Origin of the sequence: Paenibacillus jilunlii, from assembly GCF_900102965.1 — a bacterium.
In the GTDB taxonomy this organism is placed as follows: domain Bacteria; phylum Bacillota; class Bacilli; order Paenibacillales; family Paenibacillaceae; genus Paenibacillus_AQ; species Paenibacillus_AQ jilunlii.
In genome coordinates this window covers 62,199-79,168 of sequence record NZ_FNGM01000010.1, presented here as the reverse complement: position 1 = coordinate 79,168, position 16,970 = coordinate 62,199, and the positions used below count along the sequence as shown (strand labels likewise).

Below are 16,970 nucleotides of genomic sequence, written 5' to 3'. Positions count from 1 at the left end.
TTGTCTCCAGTATAGCGTAAACGAAAACTCAGAGAAAGCAATGTTAAATATAATTTAACTTTATATTGCATATTAACATCTTTCAGCTTAGAATAAGTTTAATTATATTTAACTATTATTGAAGGGAGCTTCACATGAAGATTAATGACCGTATGTTTTCGACTCCAAGCAACCGGAACATGCTGCTGTTCTTTGCGGGCAAACTGGCTTCTGTCCTGGGCTCCGGGATGTACACCTTCGTTGTGGGGCTATATATTCTGAAGCTCACAGGCTCTGGAGGAAGCTTTGCGGTTACGATGGTATGCGGACTGCTGCCCCGGATTCTGCTTGCGCCCTTCGCCGGCGTTACCGCAGACCGGATGAACCGCCGCAAGCTGCTGATCTGCTCTGACCTTGCCGCCGTCCTGACGCTTATGCTGGCCTTTCTGACCGTCTCCCTGGGAGGTGTATCCCTGTTCCCTGTCTATGCGTCCTTGGTTCTGCTGTCCGTATGCTCCACCTTTTATGGAATTGCCGTCTCCTCCTCGCTGCTGCAGCTTGTGGAGACGGGACAAATCCAGCGTGCCGGGTCGCTCAATCAAATCGCCGGCTCCATCGGCAACCTGCTCGCTCCAGTGCTCGGCGGAATGCTGTACGCCATGGTCCCCCTCAAGCTGTTCATGCTGCTGAACGCGGCGGGTTTTGCCGTTTCGACCCTCATGAGCTGTGGTCTGCGGTTCAAACCCTCCACGGCCGAGGGAGTGCACAGCGAGCTGCCTGATCCAGCCCCTGGCGGTGACGTCCCGCAGGTGCGAACCAAAGTATTGGCAGAGCTGCGGAGCAGCCTTGCCGGAGGCATCTCCTATGTTTTTAAGAAACCTGTCATCCGCGCAGTAATCAACATCGTTTTCTGGGTGAACTTTTTCGTGGTAGCGCTGAATGTTGTATTGCCCTTTGTCGCTGTGAAGTCCCTTTCGCTCTCTTCCAGCCAATATGGCACCATTAATGCCATGCTGGCGGCAGGTGTACTGGCAATGTCCCTGCTGCTGACCGTCCGCCGCCAAAAAAACAGCCCCGCCGGCTCGCTGATCCTCGGCCTGTCCACACTTGGCCTGCTGTTTATAGCTATGGCGCTTCCCATCCTGTTTTCGTTCAATGCCACTACCGCTTATCTTTTTCTGCTTGTGCTGATGTTCCTTGTGGGCGTCACGGTGATGAATATCAATATTCCCGTCCAGGTTTACCTGCAGCAAACGGTGGAAGAAGAATATCGCGGAAGAGTGTTTGCAGTTGTCGAGACGGCCTCAGGGGCTATCGCGCCGGCAGGGATGATTCTATATGGGATGCTGTTGGACCGGATTCCATCCGGTTACCTGCTGCTGGCTTCCGGCGTGGCGATTGTATTAGTCGCATTATTAGGACGAAGAGGACTAAAAAACGGCCGGGAGCTGGAGGTCAAGCAGAACCGGGAAGCTCTCCCGGAGCTACATGCTTGAGAGGGCTGCGGGGAACGCTGAGGCAGTGCGCTGAAGCTACTTCCAGGGCTTCATGGCTGAGAGGGCTGCTGGGGACGCTGAGGCAGTGCGCTGCCGTGCGGGGTTTAGGATTGCCCGGGGAGCCCCCAGTTTCAACTCCTGGGTAACTTTATGTCTCCTCTACCCCCTGCAACTCCAACCCTCCTTGAATCAAGCGGCAGCTCAAGTGGAAAAAGTGAACTTAATTCTTCCCTTCCCCTCCCCCAGCAAGCGTTAGTGAGAAAAAGTATACTTAATTCGGGACATCCTGCCATTTCAGGTGAATTCGCTTCAAATAAGTCTACTTTTTCCACCTAATACCTTCTGCTGAAGGCTTCTGAGCCAATTTAAGTTCACTAATTCCACTTCACTCACCTGCAGCAACCCCAACCCCCGCAAGCATTCCTCCTTTTAAGATTCGCAGTCCCTTATATACGGCAGAAACTACTTTTGTACAGCAAAAACTACTTTTAGCGGCAAAACCACTCTTATATAGCAGAAACCACTTTTGTACAGAAGAAACTACTTTTGTACAGCAGAAGCCACTTTTGACGGCAGAATCACTTTTATACAGCAGAAATTACTTTTGCACCTTAGAGTCCATTTGAAGTTAGCCATGGATTTCACTTAGTGTACAATCTCTCGATTCACCAATATGCTCACTTGCGCCGGATTCCAAAATAAGAACAACCCCCCCCCGGTGAGTGAATAACAATCGGAGCTTTTAGGGATTCCCCATCGTTCCAAAATCAACGAAACGCTGAGGCCCGGATGGTTATACAACAGGCAGGATTAGCGTCTTTGGGCTTGCTATGTACTCACATTGGTACAATAGCACCCTATCCTCCTGCACCGCCTATACCATCTGAAACCTCCAAAATATCCACATTTTTTGGCATTACATAATTCCCCATACAAGAACGAAAAGCACACGGCAATAATTCTGCCGTGTGCTCTTCTTATACCGTATCGGACCGTTCCTGCTCTTTGCGTATACTGTATCGGAGTTCCTACTCTTTGCGGTTTCTGAATACTCTGCTGAGAATAATCCCGGCAAGGATCAGAGCCAGACCTGCCGCATATATAGGCAGCGGGCTGCTCTCACCGGTCTGAGGGAGCTTGCCGTCAGTTGCTGGTTTTACAGCAGTTCCTTTCGGAACGTCATCTTCGTTGACAGTCACTCCGCCCAGCGGAACATCATCGTCAATAGGCGTATCCGGATCCGTATTGCCTCCGGCTGCTGGCGAAGCAGAAGGTGACGGGGACACTGCCGCAGTAGCTGCAGGAGGTGTAGGAGTTACTGCGGGCCCTGCAGGAATCTGCGGCTCATCAATGATTATTCCCGGTACACTGGACACTGTAGGTGTTGGTATTGGAATAAACGGAATATCTGATGGCGTTGGCGCCACCGTAGGACCTGAAGTCGGTGCTGGCGATGGCGTCACCGCCGGTGATTCTGACGGTGTTATGGTTGCTGCCGGCGACTCCGTTGGTGCTGTTGTCGGCGTTGTGGTCGCTCCCGGCGACTCCGTTGGTGTTGTTGACGGTGTTGGAGTCGGCGTAGGCGTCGGTGTCGGCGTAGCTGTAGCCGGGGCCAGCTTCTTATTGAGCACCGTTAAGTTGATTGTGGCTGAAGAGCCAATGGTAACCGGATATTCTCGCGTATCCAGAGCGTAACCGGCAGGAGCCGCCGTCTCAATCAGTACATAGCTTCCCAGCCATATATTGTTGAACACCGCGCTGCCTGCGGCATCCGTGGTCCGGGTATTGATAAGTACCCGTTCGGAGCCGTTCAGACGGTACAGCTCAAAGGTCGCCCCCGCGAGTGGAAGCTGGCTGTCTGCCGCATCCAACTTCTGAACCGCCAGGGTCCCGCGCACACCGCTGCCTGTTCCCGAACCGCTGGAAACACCAACGATAATCTCTTTGGTTGTTTCCTGGGTGACCCGCTCTACATTAGTGCCGGCGAGATTGACGGTATTCACCAGCTTTTCCCCTGTATTCGCGACAATCAGAGACTTGTATTCAAGGATATACGCGTAATTAATATCATGCAGGAAACTGAGCACGAAGCTCTGCTTGCCGCCCTCATCCGTGATGACACTGAGTGTGTAATCAGAATCCCTAACCAATTCGGGTCCGCCTTTGGTCACTTCTCCGTTCATCCCCGCAGAGGCAGGATAAAGGTGGAAGGAATCCGGCAGCAGAATCTGATTCCGGCTCGGTATATCGGTCAGCACCGCATTTTTTATAGTGGACTGTGAACGGTTGATTGCAATCGTCCAATCCAGCTTATCACCTTTTTGCAGGCCATTTTTGTAGACATATTCACCACCGTAAGGAATGTTGACCGAGGCGAATAAATCCTTGGATACTTTTCGGGTGCCGTCCAGCAGCTTCGCCGTATTGTCAACGGTGGAATGAATCAGCTGTCCATCCAGACTCGTCTTGAAAACAATGTAATAGGCAGAACTGATGGCATCCGCAAATTTAACCTTCAGCTCATTGCCGGTGCCAACACTGTAGGTATAGGCGTCAGCGCTGACCTCGGAGCCTTGGGATGGATCTCCTTTTGCATTGATATTCATGTTGTAGACTTTAAGTGAGCCTGGCACCAGGGCCTGCCCGGATTTCAGAAGGTCTGCTACATTGGGGTCCGTGATGGACTTGCTGTTGTAATTGATTCCTACGGTCCAGGTGATCTCTTTGGCGGATGCATTATAAGAACCGGCTTTGAAGCCATTGTTCTTCACCTCGGCACGGGGAATGAACAGCCCTTTCGCTTCAGCCCATAGCGCTTTGCCGTCTCCGCCTATCCAATCAATCCGCGCATGGTTGACAAAATTATCCGTACTGCCGTACAGCCAGTCATTGCTGAACTCTGTGCGGTAAGCGATCGTATAGGTTCCTGAGATTGGTGAGGTGAACTTCACCTTGAACCCGGCATTCGGCTTCACGGGCGAATTATATTCCAGCGTATAGGCAGACGCACCAAGTACTGTGCCGCTTTCATTCCTTACGACCAGAGTCCCCGGAATAAACTTCTGCCCTCCCTGCGGGAAGCTATCCGTAACGACTGCATCATTCATCGGGTAGCCGTCGCCATTCAGGGTAATTTTCCAGTCCGTTGTATGGTTCTTGTAATCGACACCCGAGAGGTTTTTATAAATGATTGCCGACCGGATCAGCTGTGAAGCCTCCACGCTGTAGGTGCTGTCCGAAACTGTATTGGTGATCGTTGTATCCGTGAGTACACGGTCCGCCGACTTGGTTTTGTATTCAATGCGGAACGCTGAAGAGATATTGTTCAAAAATTCCAGCTTGAAGCCCTTTTTATTCTCATGGGTTACGTCCGCCACCGTGTAGTCCTCGTTCTCTGTCAGGGCAGTGCCTTTTATAGCCGCCCCCGAGGAGTCCAGCGTCACCGGATAGACCTTCACCGAGCCCGGAACCAGCTCCTGCGAGTTGTTGAACAAATCGGTCAGCACCCCGCTGCCTTGCGGGATCGCCTTATTGTTGTAGTTGTATTCAATGGCCCAGGAAATCACCTGTTTGCCCCATTCATAATTCGTAGCCAGTTTGTTCAGGCTTCCGCCGCGTTCGATGGTCACGGTAGCAGAGGAGCTGACAGGTTCACGGCCATCCCCTCTAAAAGACGCAGTATTCGTGAAGCTGCTCAGCGTATCGCTGACAACAGCCGTCGTATAGGCAATCCGGTAAGCGCCTGTGATTACAGGGTCCTTAAAATATACCTTCAGCGTTCCGTCCGTTACTTCGGCGGTATACTTGCTGCTGTCGAGCAATGACCCCACTGTGACCGTGCCATCCAGCTGAACCGACAGCTGATAGACCGCAAGTGTAACGGTGCTGTCCAGGGACAAGCCTTCAGGAATCGGGTCTGTAACCACAGCACCCGCTACCGCCTCCAGCTTCTTGTTGACATCGACGGTCCAGTCAATGTGATTCGCATTAAACCCGCCGGAGATGCCTTTCTTCTCGATCGTTGAACCTACAGAAGGCTTGAAGTTCACAACAATAGTCTGAGAGCCGCCATTGACCGGGAACACAATTTCCTGCACCGTGCTGCCCGAGATGACTTTTTTATCAAATTGGGTATTAATACTTAACGTACCTTGAACATTGTCATGAGTTTCGATGTAGCTGTTGAAGGTCATCAGCACCTGGTGTGTGGATTGGCTGACTGAGAAACTGCCCACCTCCCCATCATCGGATACCAGTGAACCGTTAATGTCATTGAACAGCTCAAATTGCGCCGGGAGCTGGAACGCAAACGTGTCCCCGGCAACGTAGCCATGACCGTTAGGCAGCGCCCACGTATAATCCAGCTTCACGGTGGAATCAACGTCATACACGCTGCCTGTTACCGTCTGCCCATCCGGCCCATATACGGCCATCGACACACTGGTAATAATGTCCCGGTCATTCTCAATTCCTGCAGCCGTAGCCTTCATACCAAACCCGATGCCGTATGCATACTGTACAAACAGCATGAGGACGACCAAGGCCACACTAATTCTTTTTTTCACCATACTTATAAAGCCCCCATTCCCCATTCTATGATCGGATTCGCAAAATCCTCTTGCCGCTGCCGAAGATTACCGCCGAACGCCCAGGTTAAGACATATTCCGCTTGAAAGCCAGTTATGTATTCCGGAAAATCCTGCGACTATCTTATGTGAAGGTTCTGCGTTTTTTTCTTTTCTGGCTAGAGACTGCGATATATACTTATATCACCTTAGTGTAGATCATTAGAATCAGAAATTGTTAAAATTTCAGAATTTTATTTTTGCCAATTATTTCTCGTCTTTCAAGGGGGAAAGCTGTGAGCCACAACACTTTTTTCGACAGGCAGCATGATATCGATTTCATCATGTTCTCGGTTTCGCATTGGATCGCTATATCTTTAGTCGCATGTTTCTGTGTGATACTCTTTGGCCTGCGCCGGGCAATCCGTTCCAACCCGGGACTTAAGCAGTCTATCCGCCTGCTGCTGGTTGCTGTGCTGCTGTTCTCCGAGGGCGGTCTGCAGCTGTGGTACATCACTCAGGAGGTCTGGGAAAAAGGAAATTCCCTGCCGCTGGAACTATGCGGAATCACGCTGCTTTTATCCATTGTGATGCTGCTTACCCGGAGCCGTCTGCTATACGCCTTTCTTTATTTTGCAGGAATCGGCGGTGCATTCATTGCGCTGCTTACACCCAATCTGGTGTATCCTTTTCCCCATTTCCGCTTCCTGCTGTTCTTCACCGCCCATGGCGGGATTATTCTGGCATCACTGTACATGACCTGGATAGAGGGTTATAAGCCAACCTGGAAATCGCTGTTCTTCACCATGCTCTGCCTCAATATTGTGGCAGCCGCCGTCTATGCCGCAGACCGGATTCTCGGGGCCAACTATATGTTTCTGGCGCACAAGCCGGGCACGTTTTCAGTTTTGGATTATTTTGGTCCCTACCCGTACTATCTGCTGGTGGAAGAGGTGTTTGCCTTTGTGGTATTTCTCCTGATGTATCTTGTGTTCTTCTGGTTTCCGCAGCGTTTGAATGCCCGTAAAAGCGGCCGTGAACACACGCTGTAACTAGCAGAACAACGAAAAAAACGCCAAAAAGCAGACTTCCATAACGGAAGTCTGCTTGTCGCGCAAACGGGAAAAGCCCGAAATATTAAAACTTAAGCTTCGATAATTTCCACCGATGTCATTTTGTCGCGTCCCTGGAAAGCATCAACCTTGTCCATACCTTCTACCACCTTGCCGAATACTGTGTGTACGCCGTCAAGATGCGGCTGTGGAGCGTAGCAGATATAGAACTGGCTTCCGCCTGTGTTCTTGCCGGCATGCGCCATAGCGAGGGTACCGCGCTCATGCTTGTTCGGGTTGATTTCGCAGTCGATGGTGTATCCAGGGCCGCCGGAGCCTGTACCGTTTGGACAGCCGCCTTGAGCTACGAAACCCGGGATTACGCGGTGAAAGACCAGACCGTTGTAGAAGCCTTCTTTGGCCAGCTTCTCAAAGTTGGCAACCGTGTTGGGTGCATCCTTTTCGAACAGATCAAGCAGCACGACGCCGCCATTTTCGAGAGTAATTTTCGCTTGCTTTGCCATATGTAAATACCCCTTTCGAAATAACAGATATGGAACATGTTTATTAGTTTACTATGAAATGACGCACAAAGCAAAGCAGGCGGAAGTCCTTCCGCCTGCTGCAACCTTATGCATTGTCCGCCCCGTCTGCCGCAGAAAATGACTTACTTCGCCACCGTCTGCTTCGCAATGCGCGCCGGAATAATATCGTTGGCGATAATGTCCTGATGGCTCTCGCGGCGGACCACAAGGTCGCTCTGCCCGTTCTGGACGAACACCACCGCCGGACGGCGGATCCGGTTATAGTTGCTGGCCATGGAGTAGTTGTATGCCCCTGTGCAGGCTACGGCGAGCAGATCCCCGCTCTCTACCTTCGGAAGCTCCACATCCCAGATCAGCATATCGCCGCTCTCGCAGCATTTGCCGGCAATCGAAACCGTTTCTTCATTCGGTTCTGCGGCACGGTTGGCCAGCAGCGCCTCATATTTGGATTCATAGAGCGCCGGACGCGGATTATCCGTCATCCCGCCGTCAACGGCAACATATTTGCGCACCCCGGGAATCTCTTTGTTCGTGCCCACAGTGTACAGCGTAGTTCCGGCATCGCCCACAATGCTGCGGCCCGGCTCTACCCAGATCTGCGGCAGCTTCTCGCTAATGCCGGTAAAATGCTTCTTCACGGCACCTGTGATAGCTGCCACATATTCGGACACCTGCAGCGGTGTATCGCCTTCGACATAACGGATACCGAAGCCGCCGCCGAGGTTAACCACCGGGAACTCTACACCGAGTTCTTCCTTCACTTTGCGCGTGAATTCGGCAATACGCTCAACCGCCAGCTCAAAACCTTCGGTTTCAAAAATCTGTGAGCCGATGTGCGAATGAACACCGAGCAGCTGCAGATTGCTTTGTGCCGAGGCGAGTTTTACCGCTTCCTGTGCAGCGCCGTTTCCAATATCGAAGCCGAATTTCGAATCGGTCTGTCCGGTGGAGGCATACGCATGGTGGGCATGCGCCTCTACGCCCGGAGTCACGCGCAGCAGAATATTCACTGTGACTTCCTTGCGCAGGGCAATGGCCTGCAGCATGTGCAGCTCCACCAGATTATCGGCTACGAAGCAGCCGATCCCGGCATCAATCGCCATTTCGATCTCATCCGGCGTTTTGTTGTTGCCGTGAAAATGGATGCGCTCAGCCGGAAATCCCGCCTGCAGCGCGGTGTACAGCTCACCGTCGGAGACAACGTCCAGCGATAGTCCTTCCTCGTCAGCCAAACGGCACATCGCCATTACTGAGAAGGCTTTGCTGGCATAGGCCACCTGGAACCCGAGACCGGATGCTGTAAAAGCTTCCATGTACTCGCGGCAGCGGCGACGGACTAATTGCTCGTCCACTATATACAGCGGGGTACCATATTCCGCCTTCAATTCGGTCACATCACATCCGCCGATCTCCAGATGATTGGCATCATTAATTCGGCTCGTCCCGTGTAAAAACATTTGCGCAGTCCTCCAATTTCTGTGGAAATTCTTGTTCCACCCTATCTATTTAGTGTATTCAGTATAACAGACAGTGGGAACACCATTGAATGGACTAATTTGCAGTTGATTTGTATTTTCCTACGATTAGCTTTTCTTCTCCGGAACCGGCGGCATCCGCGTATTGTCTCTTGTTTTGTTGGAGGAAGGCCTTGTTTTGGAGTTCAGCACAGGCCGGCGGATAATGATCTCCCCCATTGCCTTTGCATTAAATGGTATAAACGGCCACATATATGATGAATTGTAGGAGCGGTGCGTCGTAAGCAGGATTATAAGCAGGGTGGTGCCGATCATAAAGCCCTGCACCTGGAATGCGGCCACAGCGAGCAGCAGCACAAGCCTGACAATCCGGTTGGCCAGCCCCAGCTCGTAGCTGGGCGTTGCAAACATGCCGATTGCGGCTATAGCCATATAGAGCACAACCTCATTGACGAAAAGACCAGTCTGGACAGCAATGTCCCCAACCAGAATTGCGGCAATGAGACCCATAGCCGAGCCTAGCGGAGTCGGGGTATGCACGGCAGCCATGCGCAGGAGATCGACCCCAAGCTCGACAAAGAGGAATTGGGCGAGCAGCGGAATTTTGGCCGATTTCTGCGGCCCGATGAATTCAAGCATCGCCGGTTTAAGCTCCGGATGGATCACAAGCAGCATCCAGAGCGGAAGCAGGAACAAGGAGGCAAAAATCCCGATGAACCGCACCCAGCGCAGATACGTGCCCATAAACGGTGTCTGGCGGTTCTCCTCCGCATGTTGGCACAAATCAAAAAAGGTGGTCGGCAAAATCATCACACTCGGGGAAGTATCTACGAAAATTACCACCCGGCCTTCCAGCAGATGGGAAGCGACAGCGTCCGGACGCTCTGAATACCGCACCAGCGGATAGGGATTCCAGCCTCCGCCGACGATCGCTTCTTCGAGCTGCTTGTCCGCAAGCGGGATTCCATCGATGTTCACATCCTTAATTTTGTCGGTCACAGCCTTCACCTGTGTTTTGTCAACGATATCGTCAATATAGGCCACGCAGACATCGGTACGGGTCCGGCGGCCCACCTGATGCATCTCATATTTCAACCCGGGGTCCCGGACACGTCTTCTAACCAGCGCAACATTGCTCAGAAGCGTTTCCGTAAAGCCGTCGCGCGCTCCCCGCACCACCCGTTCAATACTCGGTTCATCCGGACTGCGCGAGGGATAGGAGCGGGTGTCCATAATAATAACTTCAGCTTCACCTTCCAGGAAGAAAACACTCATTCCCGACAGCACTTTGGTAATACTCTCGCTAAGGACGTCTCCCTTCTCCACCTGAATGTGGGGAATGTATTCGCTCATAAAGCTGGCCAGCACATCCGCAGAAATATTCTCCGGAGTCAGATAGGTCAGACGCTTCAGAATTTCATCGATAATCGTATCCTTGGCGAACCCGCTGATGCACAGCAGCGCTGCCTTGTGTCCGCCAAAGGTCATTTCCCGGAACACTACGTCAAAAGACGAATTCAGGCCCATGACCTCGACGAGTGTCTTTTTGGTATCCTCAAGGTTGACTGGGATGTTGTCACTGCCCTGCCAGTAAATGATCGATTCCTCCAGAGAATCGGAACGTTCGGCATCGCGTTTCTTTTGCATCGGATCTTCGGACTTCTTCGCTTCAGCCCCGCCAGCAGCATCTTTCTTTGCACTTTTCCCGTTTTTCTCCGGCTGGCCCAGGGTTTTGCCTGCTGCCCCCTCCTGTGGCTGTACAGCCGGAGTTCCTTCGTCCTCAGCCTGAGCTGCATCGTCTTCTGACTCTTCGTCATCCCCGAACAATCTGGCAAAAAAACCTTTTTTGCCGCGCTCCGGCTCCTGCGCACCCAGTTCTTCCGAGGCCTCTGCATCCTGCATACCCAGCTCGTCCGAAGCTTCTGCATCCTGTGACCCCGGCTCTTTCGAGGCTTCTGCATCCTGTGTTCCCAACTCTTCCGAGGCTTCTGTGTCCTGTGATCCCAGTTCTTCCGAGGCTTCTGCATCCTGCGCGTTCGGGTCCATCCCGCGGTCCCAGCTGAGGCCTCCCTGGCCGGAATCTGCTGCTGTGGAACGATTCTCAGAGGCGGCAGTCTCAGATGAACTTTCAGCCCCATATCCGGTTGCACCCGAATCCTCTCTACTGTCCTCTCCGCTGCCCACGGTATTGCCATCTCCGCCATCTGCGCCATCTGTCCCGCCGGTTCCGGCTTCATCCGGTTCCTTATCTTTATCTTCGTCGTCACTGAACAAAGATGCCAGGAACCCCTTAGCGTCCTTCTTGGCCGGCTCTGTACCGGACGCCTTCTCTTCGTCCGCATCCTGGTCCTGGTTCTCTTCAGAAGCTGCCGGGTCCACGGCTGCGGAACCGGCCTCCCCGTCTCCTTGCTCCGTCTCCTGCTGCTCCACATTACCTGCTCCCAGCTCCGCTGACGCTTCCACATCCTGTGTCCCTGTCTCTGAATCAGCCGCATTCTCCCCGGCAGTTCCCGCACCATTCCCGGCACCGGATACAGAATTGCCTTCCACTTCAACCGTCGCCTCTGGCCTTTCTTCCATCATCTCCCCACTGTCTCCGCCGGCCGTTTGGGTCTTGTCTTTTGGAACTTCGATAAAATCTCCGCTGTGAACATACCTAACCACACCATAACCTCCTTTTACTGTTGGTACACAAACCAATCAAACAAAGAGCCGGCGACCTTGCCGCAGACCATCGCCATCAGCAGCCCGAAAAGCAGATGGGTCATACGCAGGCGCTTGGCCAGGATGGGCAGCACATTCAGCACCTCGGTCAGCGCCGCAGCCAGCATACCCACAAAAACCCCGTCAAACAGACCTACCCCCAGCTCTGCCAGTGGCCCGGCGGAAATCCGCCAATTCCAGAAATCAGACATGGTGCCAAGCAGCGAGCCCCCGATCATTGCTCCTTCATACCAATGCACTTTATCGTAAGAGGATGTCAGCTGGGCCAGCCGTGGTACCATGTCCAGCACAATGAAAAGAGCGATTACCCCGCCGCCCACCGCAATGCCTCCGGCAATCCCCAGCAGCAGGTGCAGCCCCAGCGACAGCTGTGCGGTCATGACCTTTTCCCCCTCTCGGGGTGCCTGGAGGGTTCATCGCCATGGTTTTTCATTTTGCTGTACTCCTCGTTGACTACATAGTGGTCAATATTTTTTTGATAAAGGAACATTTCCACTTCAAGCGGAGTCGGCTCTTCATTCCATTTTTTCTTAAAAAGATGGTTGAAAAAAATCACCATGCCAAATCCGATGCCCAGGGAATAGGCAATTTGAAAGACATACGGATGCTCGTCCCGGCGGCCCGTCAGCATCTCCACAATCCTGACCTGCACCTCCAGCATGCTGACATCCGCATGGAAATTCATAATCGTCAGAGCAGAGCCGAAGAACAGCAGCAGCCAGACCAGCACAAACAAGGCAATGGACGGCTTGCGTGCTTCCGCCGGCCCTTCAATCTGCACCAGCGTCCGGCCCTCGCCGATCGGCTGAATGTCGGCACCGGGCACAAGCTCATGGATTTTGGGAATGACCGTCAGCAGATCAATCAGGATCAGGTTGCCGTCGCTTTGGACCGGGTCCAGCACCAGCAGTGAATACAGCGGTTCTCTCCACTCCGGATCGGTAATTAGATAGGCCACATCACGCAGCAGAACGTCTTTGCCTTTGGGCACCGTCACCCGGTTTTTGAGCTGTATGTAAATAGCGGGAGCCGGATAGGCAGTCATGCGCGGACACCTCCTACAGGATCTGATGAGCAGCTTCCAAGTCTTATATTTCAAGAATAACGGTAGTATGGGAGAAAAGGCTTATTTTTACTCTTAACCTGCACAAAAGGCAGACCAGGGAAAATCCCGGCCTGCCTTCTCTTTGTATTGCCAATGGATTCAGCCCGCACCCTCACCCGGCAGACTCCAGCTTTACGCTGTCTTACTATCCGTTCTCTTCACGCTTGACCCACTCACCGTCGTTTCGCAAGTTCCCGTCCCAACGGCCGGGGGGAGCAAGATTTCCACGTATATTTTACTCCTTCATCTGCTTTAAATTCCTTACCGAATAGATCGCAACCCGTATGAGCAGCACCGCACTAATCACCAGACCGGTGTAACCGAACAGTGTAACAAATTGCGCACCTTCCCCGCCGCCGCGGTCCCCCAGGTACAGCAAACCGATGGAAATCCCACCGAAGGCAGTTCCGATAAAGGCGAGCAATAACTGAGAAATCCAACGGGTGATGAACGAAGCATTCGTTTTGTCAGCAAAAAAACCGACCTTGATCGAAACTTCACCCTTCTCCAGCATGGAAGTCAGATTGTCCAGCCGCCGAGGCAGCTTGCGGATGACAGGCAGCAGCTCCAACAGTTCGTCCGCGGCCGTTTGCTTCCAATCGGCGGAGCCTCCGGCCGGCATAAATTCCGGCGAATGCTCCTGCACAAACCTCCGGGCTTCATTCATCAGGCTGAACGAGGGGTTCAATTGCAGCAATGTACCCTCTAGCGTAATCAGTGAACGGAAAGCGCCAGCCACATTAGGATAGAACGAAAACTCAAATTCAGCGATCATCCGGAACAGACCTTGAATGAATGCCTCCGAGCCCCCCGCCGGATCATATGCCGTCTGCACCAGCAGTTGGCTGACCGCTTGCTCCAGTCCTTCCTTGTCTACACCGGGCCGCGACTCAACCAGCAGCAGCAGCGATTCCATGACGACATAGGTGTTGCGGTGCTCGAATCCGATCAAGAGCCGCTTCAGCGCATCCTGCTGCAGTGTGCCGAGCCGTCCAACCGATCCGAAATCGAGCAGTGCGGGCGTCCCGTCATTGAGGATGTAGACATTGCCCGGATGGGGATCGGCATGAAAAATGCCCTTGAAAAAAATCTGCTCCAGCACGCAATCAAAAATTTGCCGTTGGACTTCACGGCGGTCAATGCCGCGTGCTTCCAGAACGGCAGTGCTGCTCTTGACGCTCATGCCGTCCATATACTCAATTACAAGGATTTTGGAGTTGCTGGCCTCCTTGTAAACATGCGGAATCCTGACCTTAGTCCGGCTGTCTGCCAGGGAAGCCGCCACCTGTGCAAAATTTCGCGCTTCGATCCGAAAGTCAGTCTCCTCTTTCATAGCTTCACAGAATCCGCGGGCCAGATCCGTAAAGCCAATCTTACGTGCCCATACCGATTTGTTCGCCGTCCAGGCGGCAAAGCGCACCAGGATATCGAGATCCCGCTGAAGCGCGGCGGTAATGCGGGGACGAAGCAGCTTGACGACAACCTTCTCGCGGTTCTGCCGCAGCACCGCTCGGTGAACCTGCCCGATGGAGGCTGCGGCAAGCGGCTCCATTTCGAATTCGAGGAACATCTCGTCCTTCGGCTGCGGCAGCTCCTTATTCAGAATTGCCTCCACTTCCGCTGTGGTCAGACGGGATACATTCTCCTGCAGCTTTGACAGTTCATTGATAAATTCGGCAGGCAGCAGGTCCGAGCGGGTGGAGAGCACCTGGCCGAATTTGATGAAGAAACCGCCGCAGTCCTCCAGCGTCCTGCGCAGAGAGACCGCGAGCCGTTGATACGACTCCGGCGTTCGTCTGGCCGACAGATTGCGGCCTACGCCATGCCGCAGCGCAATAATCAGCACCTGGATATATCGGCGCTGCCTTTGCCACCAGGCTGCGAACCTGCGGAACGGGTTCCTGATCTCGCTGCTCCGTTCGCCAATGGGCAGAGGATCGAACATCTCGAACAGCAAATAAAAGAGCATGGACACCACAACCATAGAAACGAGCCATATCCAGCCGTCGGCCCCGAAGGTACCCGGATCACGGCCGCGCAAATAGCCAAACCAGTAAATAGCCGAGGTTGCAATGACGCTGGCGACAGCGGCCAGAATCTGTTTTTTCAGGCTGATCTCTGTTCCGATCAACCGGCTGATGGCCATTGACATGATGACGGCCAGGAGGATGAATTGGAAACCCATTGTTCCACTCCTTTGTCGTAAGTCGGGTTATATAAGGTTAACTTTGCCTCTATGCTATACAAGCAGTGCTCCTGAGGATTACCTCATTTTATCAGAAGCAGCGGCCAATTGTTTAGATTCAAATCAAATATTTTACCTGCGTGCCCCCATTACGCTCAGCTGTGCTGCCATCTCTGGTTCATTGCTTAAAATATCTACGCCTGCCCAACTAAAGAACAAATACAGTTTTCGAGACGGCTTATATAAAGATGGGGATCTCGGCGAAAACAAGACTGTTTGTGCCTTCATGTAGTCTGGATTCCCATCCTTTACGCCAGCCGGAGTCCCGTCATTCGCCAGTAGCGGGTTTTGGAGCGCCGAAATTCCAAACAACTTTAGGAGTTTTTCGGTGCAGGTAGTAAAGCCTCTCCTTGGGGGTAATCTCTTTTATTCCCCCTCAGGAGAATCTTTCCACCTGGTTAGTAAAACGGGCAGACGTAATAAAAAAGCCTCCCGGCCATATGGCTAAGGAGGCATCTTCTTGGTGCATCATGCCCTGGGGTCACTCCCCTCAGGCGCTGCGCTGATTGGTTTTGGATAAATCCAGGGTAGCCGGAACTGGCTGCCGGCTCTGCTGGCCCGAAATGAAGAACAGCGCCGTCCAGATCAGTGCAAAGCCGACAATTTGCGGCAAGGTGACAAGCTGATGATAAACAATCCAGTTGATCAGGATACCCGTCATTGGAAAGCTGAGCTCGGCGAGCGTTGCATAGGATGCTTTGGTGGTGTTAAGGCCTTTGTAATAGAGCAGCATGCTGAGCAGTCCGGGCAGCAGCGCCTGCAGCAGCAGATTGATCCCAATGGCTGCAGATGTGCCCAGCCCGCCATGGATCTGCCAAGGGGCTCCCTCCATGCTCGTAATCACGAACAGCAAGGGCAGCGCCAGGATAAAGCGCAGTGAAGTAACCGTCTCGTACTTCATGGAGCCTAGCAGGTATCTTCCCATAACCGTAGAACCGCCCCATAATGCGGCTGCTCCCAGCGCCATCAGACTACTGATGCTGATGAAGCTGTTCACATGCCCGAAGGGAATGGTCCAGCCGAAGGTCAGCAGGTATGTTCCCGCCAGAGCGACGACAATCAGCGGGCCGAAGTTTTTGGGCAAGCGTTCCTTCAGAATGACAGCGGCCAGGCCGATGGCGAACAGCGGCTGCAGCTTTTGCAGCAGAAGAACCGCATTGAAGTCCCCGCTTGCCAAGGCTTGGGTGAACAGAATCGTCGCCACGGCGGAGCCGCCCCACGATACAATCAGCAGTGCCGCAGCCTGGCGCAGCCGGACCCCCTTCAGTTCGGCGCGGTGGCGCCAGAGCACAGGGGCTGCAGCCAGAAAGAGCACAACATGCTCCAGCAGCACAATCTGCGATGAGGTCAGTGATTTCAGCAGGATGATGCGGAACAGCGGATCGACGCCCCACAGCGCCGCACCTAGGACGACCAACCAGAATCCGCTGCGCAGCGGCGCTGTGCGGACTCCTGAAGATGAAGCAGTAGCTTGACTCATAACTCATTCTCCTTGTCGATACAAACCCTCGATAAGAGACCAAAACCCCCGAAAACGCCTGAAAAGGGCGTAAACCGGGGGTTGTTTAGGGCAAAGACATCAGAAATAAACCTGACTTCTTCGTCCTTATGATCCTCTCCCATCCGGACTTTACCGTCGGCTCTGGAATGGCACCAGATCAGTCCTCTTCTCTGGCTTCAGAGAAAAGAAGTCGCGGGCTTAGTTCGCTTTGAACATCACCGCCGGTCAGGAATTTCACCTTACCCCGAGAATCTTGTATTCCGTTATATTTTTCACAATCTCA

The 16,970-nt window shown here is 53.0% G+C and carries 11 protein-coding genes and 1 riboswitch; of the genes, 2 read left to right on the top strand and 9 right to left on the bottom strand.

The window, feature by feature from the left end:
- The first annotated feature begins 134 nt into the window (after positions 1–134).
- Complete coding sequence (locus BLQ82_RS17530; RefSeq protein ID WP_062522260.1) at positions 135–1,475, top strand: MFS transporter; 1,341 nt, start codon at positions 135–137, stop codon at positions 1,473–1,475.
- A 131-nt stretch (positions 1,476–1,606) separates the two neighbouring features.
- Here the strand turns inward: BLQ82_RS17530 and BLQ82_RS31530 are convergent, their stop codons facing one another.
- The gene (locus BLQ82_RS31530; RefSeq protein ID WP_143013480.1) at positions 1,607–1,807 is read right to left on the bottom strand and encodes a hypothetical protein; all 201 of its coding nucleotides are present in this window, start codon (positions 1,805–1,807) and stop codon (positions 1,607–1,609) included.
- 696 nt (positions 1,808–2,503) lie between these two features.
- Positions 2,504–6,043 (bottom strand): LPXTG cell wall anchor domain-containing protein, encoded by a 3,540-nt coding sequence (locus BLQ82_RS17525; RefSeq protein WP_062522258.1) that lies wholly within the window; start codon positions 6,041–6,043, stop codon positions 2,504–2,506.
- A gap of 293 nt (positions 6,044–6,336) precedes the next feature.
- Between BLQ82_RS17525 and BLQ82_RS17520 the strand changes: the two genes are divergently transcribed.
- Positions 6,337–7,092 (top strand): YwaF family protein, encoded by a 756-nt coding sequence (locus tag BLQ82_RS17520; RefSeq protein ID WP_143013479.1) that lies wholly within the window; start codon positions 6,337–6,339, stop codon positions 7,090–7,092.
- A 92-nt stretch (positions 7,093–7,184) separates the two neighbouring features.
- Here the strand turns inward: BLQ82_RS17520 and BLQ82_RS17515 are convergent, their stop codons facing one another.
- The 7 genes from BLQ82_RS17515 to BLQ82_RS17485 all read right to left on the bottom strand — a co-directional run bounded on the left by BLQ82_RS17515 (position 7,185) and on the right by BLQ82_RS17485 (position 16,666).
- Positions 7,185–7,616 carry a peptidylprolyl isomerase gene (locus BLQ82_RS17515; RefSeq protein ID WP_020427255.1) on the bottom strand — a complete coding sequence of 144 codons (432 nt, stop codon included), beginning with the start codon at positions 7,614–7,616 and terminating at the stop codon, positions 7,185–7,187.
- 143 nt (positions 7,617–7,759) lie between these two features.
- On the bottom strand, positions 7,760–9,094 hold the full coding sequence (gene lysA / locus BLQ82_RS17510; protein WP_062522256.1) for a diaminopimelate decarboxylase: 1,335 nt from the start codon (positions 9,092–9,094) through the stop codon (positions 7,760–7,762).
- Between the two features lie 126 nt (positions 9,095–9,220).
- A complete protein-coding gene (locus BLQ82_RS17505; RefSeq protein ID WP_425281145.1) occupies positions 9,221–11,014 on the bottom strand; it encodes a spore germination protein in 1,794 nt (597 codons plus the stop codon).
- A 776-nt stretch (positions 11,015–11,790) separates the two neighbouring features.
- Positions 11,791–12,216: a stage V sporulation protein AB gene (locus BLQ82_RS17500; protein WP_062522254.1), complete on the bottom strand. Its 426-nt coding sequence runs from the start codon at positions 12,214–12,216 to the stop codon at positions 11,791–11,793.
- Positions 12,213–12,881: a stage V sporulation protein AA gene (locus BLQ82_RS17495; RefSeq protein ID WP_062522252.1), complete on the bottom strand. Its 669-nt coding sequence runs from the start codon at positions 12,879–12,881 to the stop codon at positions 12,213–12,215. The genes BLQ82_RS17500 and BLQ82_RS17495 overlap by 4 nt, the downstream gene beginning before the upstream one ends.
- Positions 12,882–13,176: 295 nt before the next feature.
- Positions 13,177–15,126 (bottom strand): ABC1 kinase family protein, encoded by a 1,950-nt coding sequence (locus BLQ82_RS17490; RefSeq protein WP_062522250.1) that lies wholly within the window; start codon positions 15,124–15,126, stop codon positions 13,177–13,179.
- A 550-nt stretch (positions 15,127–15,676) separates the two neighbouring features.
- Positions 15,677–16,666, bottom strand: coding sequence for a DMT family transporter (locus BLQ82_RS17485; protein ID WP_062522246.1), 990 nt, complete (start codon positions 16,664–16,666; stop codon positions 15,677–15,679).
- A gap of 127 nt (positions 16,667–16,793) precedes the next feature.
- A riboswitch (FMN riboswitch) is annotated at positions 16,794–16,943 on the bottom strand.
- Between the last annotated feature and the right edge of the window lie 27 nt (positions 16,944–16,970).

What these genes read in the sequence shown, in the direction of transcription:
- BLQ82_RS17505 (WP_425281145.1), bottom strand. Translation starts at nt 11,014, where the DNA reads ATGCAGGATGCAGAGGCCTCGGAAGAACTGGGTGCGCAGGAGCCGGAG.
- BLQ82_RS17515 (WP_020427255.1), bottom strand. Translation starts at nt 7,616, where the DNA reads ATGGCAAAGCAAGCGAAAATTACTCTCGAAAATGGCGGCGTCGTGCTG.
- BLQ82_RS17500 (WP_062522254.1), bottom strand. Translation starts at nt 12,216, where the DNA reads ATGACCGCACAGCTGTCGCTGGGGCTGCACCTGCTGCTGGGGATTGCC.
- BLQ82_RS17525 (WP_062522258.1), bottom strand. Translation starts at nt 6,043, where the DNA reads ATGGTGAAAAAAAGAATTAGTGTGGCCTTGGTCGTCCTCATGCTGTTT.
- BLQ82_RS17490 (WP_062522250.1), bottom strand. Translation starts at nt 15,126, where the DNA reads ATGGGTTTCCAATTCATCCTCCTGGCCGTCATCATGTCAATGGCCATC.
- BLQ82_RS17485 (WP_062522246.1), bottom strand. Translation starts at nt 16,666, where the DNA reads ATGAGTCAAGCTACTGCTTCATCTTCAGGAGTCCGCACAGCGCCGCTG.
- BLQ82_RS17495 (WP_062522252.1), bottom strand. Translation starts at nt 12,881, where the DNA reads ATGACTGCCTATCCGGCTCCCGCTATTTACATACAGCTCAAAAACCGG.
- BLQ82_RS17530 (WP_062522260.1), top strand. Translation starts at nt 135, where the DNA reads ATGAAGATTAATGACCGTATGTTTTCGACTCCAAGCAACCGGAACATG.
- lysA (WP_062522256.1), bottom strand. Translation starts at nt 9,094, where the DNA reads ATGTTTTTACACGGGACGAGCCGAATTAATGATGCCAATCATCTGGAG.